The organism is Myxococcus sp. AB025B, from assembly GCF_006518215.1.
Lineage (GTDB): Bacteria > Myxococcota > Myxococcia > Myxococcales > Myxococcaceae > Myxococcus > Myxococcus fulvus.
In genome coordinates this window covers 1-1886 of sequence record NZ_SRLW01000600.1, presented here as the reverse complement: position 1 = coordinate 1886, position 1886 = coordinate 1, and the positions used below count along the sequence as shown (strand labels likewise).

The window sequence follows — 1886 nt, the reverse complement described above, 5'->3', positions numbered from 1 at the left end:
CCGGACGGCCCTCGCCTCGACCTTCCCCCAGCCCCCCGAGGCGCTCGCATCTCCGTGGAGGACACCTCCGGCGTGCGTCTCGTGGACGCGCACCAGGCGGCGGGAGAGCCCCTGACGCTCGCGTTGCCGGAGCGCGCGGCGTACTGGCTGCGCACCCCCGGCGGCGAGGCGCGCGTGCGCCGCTCGGACCTCAGGTCCGGAGAGCTCCCGCCCTCCTCGCCACCCGAGGTCGCCTCTCGCGGCGCCGCCGAGGAGAGCCTCCTCCAGGGTCTCTTCGCCCTGCCCTTCGGCCGCGACTTCTACGAGGGCTATGTCGCCTCCACCGGCGTGCCCGCCGTCGACTTCTCCACCGCCCTCTCTCCAGGCGAACCCTCCGGCGTCCCGCGCTCACTGGGCCTCGAGGTCGGACTCACGCTGGGCGCGCCGCCCCTGGGAGGACGCGGTGTCGCGCGCGGCCTCGCCCTGTCCTGGCGCGCCCCCGGCCCGGGGCTCACCCGAATCGGCGCGCGCGCCACCTACGCGCTGGCCCCCGACGCCTGGGCGGACGACGCCACGCTCCAGCGCATGTCCGTGCTCGCGATGGCGGGCCTGGGAGGACGCGGCACCCTGGCCCCCTTCGCGGAGGTGGGCGCGGGCTGGCTGATGACCGTGGTGGACCGACCGGGCCGCCGCGAAGGTGACGCCCTGGGCCTCTCCGCGCGCGCCGCCGCGGGCCTGCGCTGGAAGACGGGTGACTTCGCGTTGAGGGGCACCCTGGGGCTGGACTGGGACTCGGTCCGCGTGGACGGCCAACGGCGGGGACGGTGGATGCCCGGCGTCGAGCTGGGCCTGGAGCGCTGAGCCGCCGCCGTCCACCCGGTGCACGGGCGCTGTGAACGGCGTTGACAGTCCTGCCCGCTCGCCCGCGCAAGCCCCTGGAATCAGGCCCGCCCCGCGCTGGCAGGGCGCTTGCGATGGCCCCTTCCCGAAAGGGACGGGCCATGGACACGAGCGACACACGGTGGGGCGAGGCGCGGTGGGACACGGGGAAGCTCGTCCGGTGGAGCGTCCTCCACGTGACGGCCCTGCTCGGCGGCGCGCGGTACCTGGAGTGGAGCGCCGTGGCGGTGTGGGCCGCGCTCACGGGCGTGACGATGTGCCTGGGCGTCTCGGTGGGCATCCACCGCGGCCTCATCCACCGGGCCTTCCGCGCACCGCTCGCGGTGGAGCGCGCGCTCGGACTGCTGGGCACCCTGGCGGGCCTGGGCGGCGTCCTCGCGATGAGCCGCATGCACCACCTGCGCGACTTCCACCAGAACCAGCCGGAGGCGGACTGCCCCGAGTACTTCGGCTACCGCGACGGCTTCCTGAGCGCGATGAGCCACGCCCTCTTCCGCACGTGGCACCCGAAGAGGCCCACCGCCGCGGCCCCGGTGGAGCCCGCGGTGGCGGACGACGCCTTCTTCCTCGCGCTGGAGCGCTGGGGCCTGTGGCTCCAGGTGCCGCTGGCGCTCGGGCTGTACGCGCTCGGCGGCCCCGCGTGGGTGGTGTGGGGCGTGTTCGTGCGACTGGCGCTCACGCAGGACGGCTTCTGGTTCGTCCACTACGTGAGCCACGTCGAGGGCGAGCAACCCTACGAGCTGCCCGGCTGCGCGGAGCAGGGCCGCAACGCGGGCTGGCTCGCCTTCGTCAGCATGGGGGAGTCGTGGCACAACAACCACCATGCGTGGCCGCGCTCGGCGCGGATGGGGCTCGGCTGGCGCCAGCCGGACCCGGGATGGTGGATGGCATGGAGTGCCAGGGAAGTGTCGCCAACACGTCGCCCGAGGCGCGTGCCCGCGTGGTCACGGAGATCGGGAATGCGAGCCGCTCGGACTGGCCTGCCAACCGCAATGGCAAGCCACCCA

1 protein-coding gene and 1 pseudogene are annotated in these 1886 nt (G+C 74.7%); both read left to right on the top strand.

All coding sequences use genetic code 11. From position 1 onward, the window contains the following. A pseudogene (locus tag FL311_RS42935) lies at window positions 1-840 on the top strand (hypothetical protein); the annotation flags it as partial. A 140-nt stretch (window positions 841-980) separates the two neighbouring features. Next, window positions 981-1886 (top strand): fatty acid desaturase (locus FL311_RS42930; RefSeq protein ID WP_194869633.1); only part of this gene is annotated, 906 nt, incomplete at its 3' end.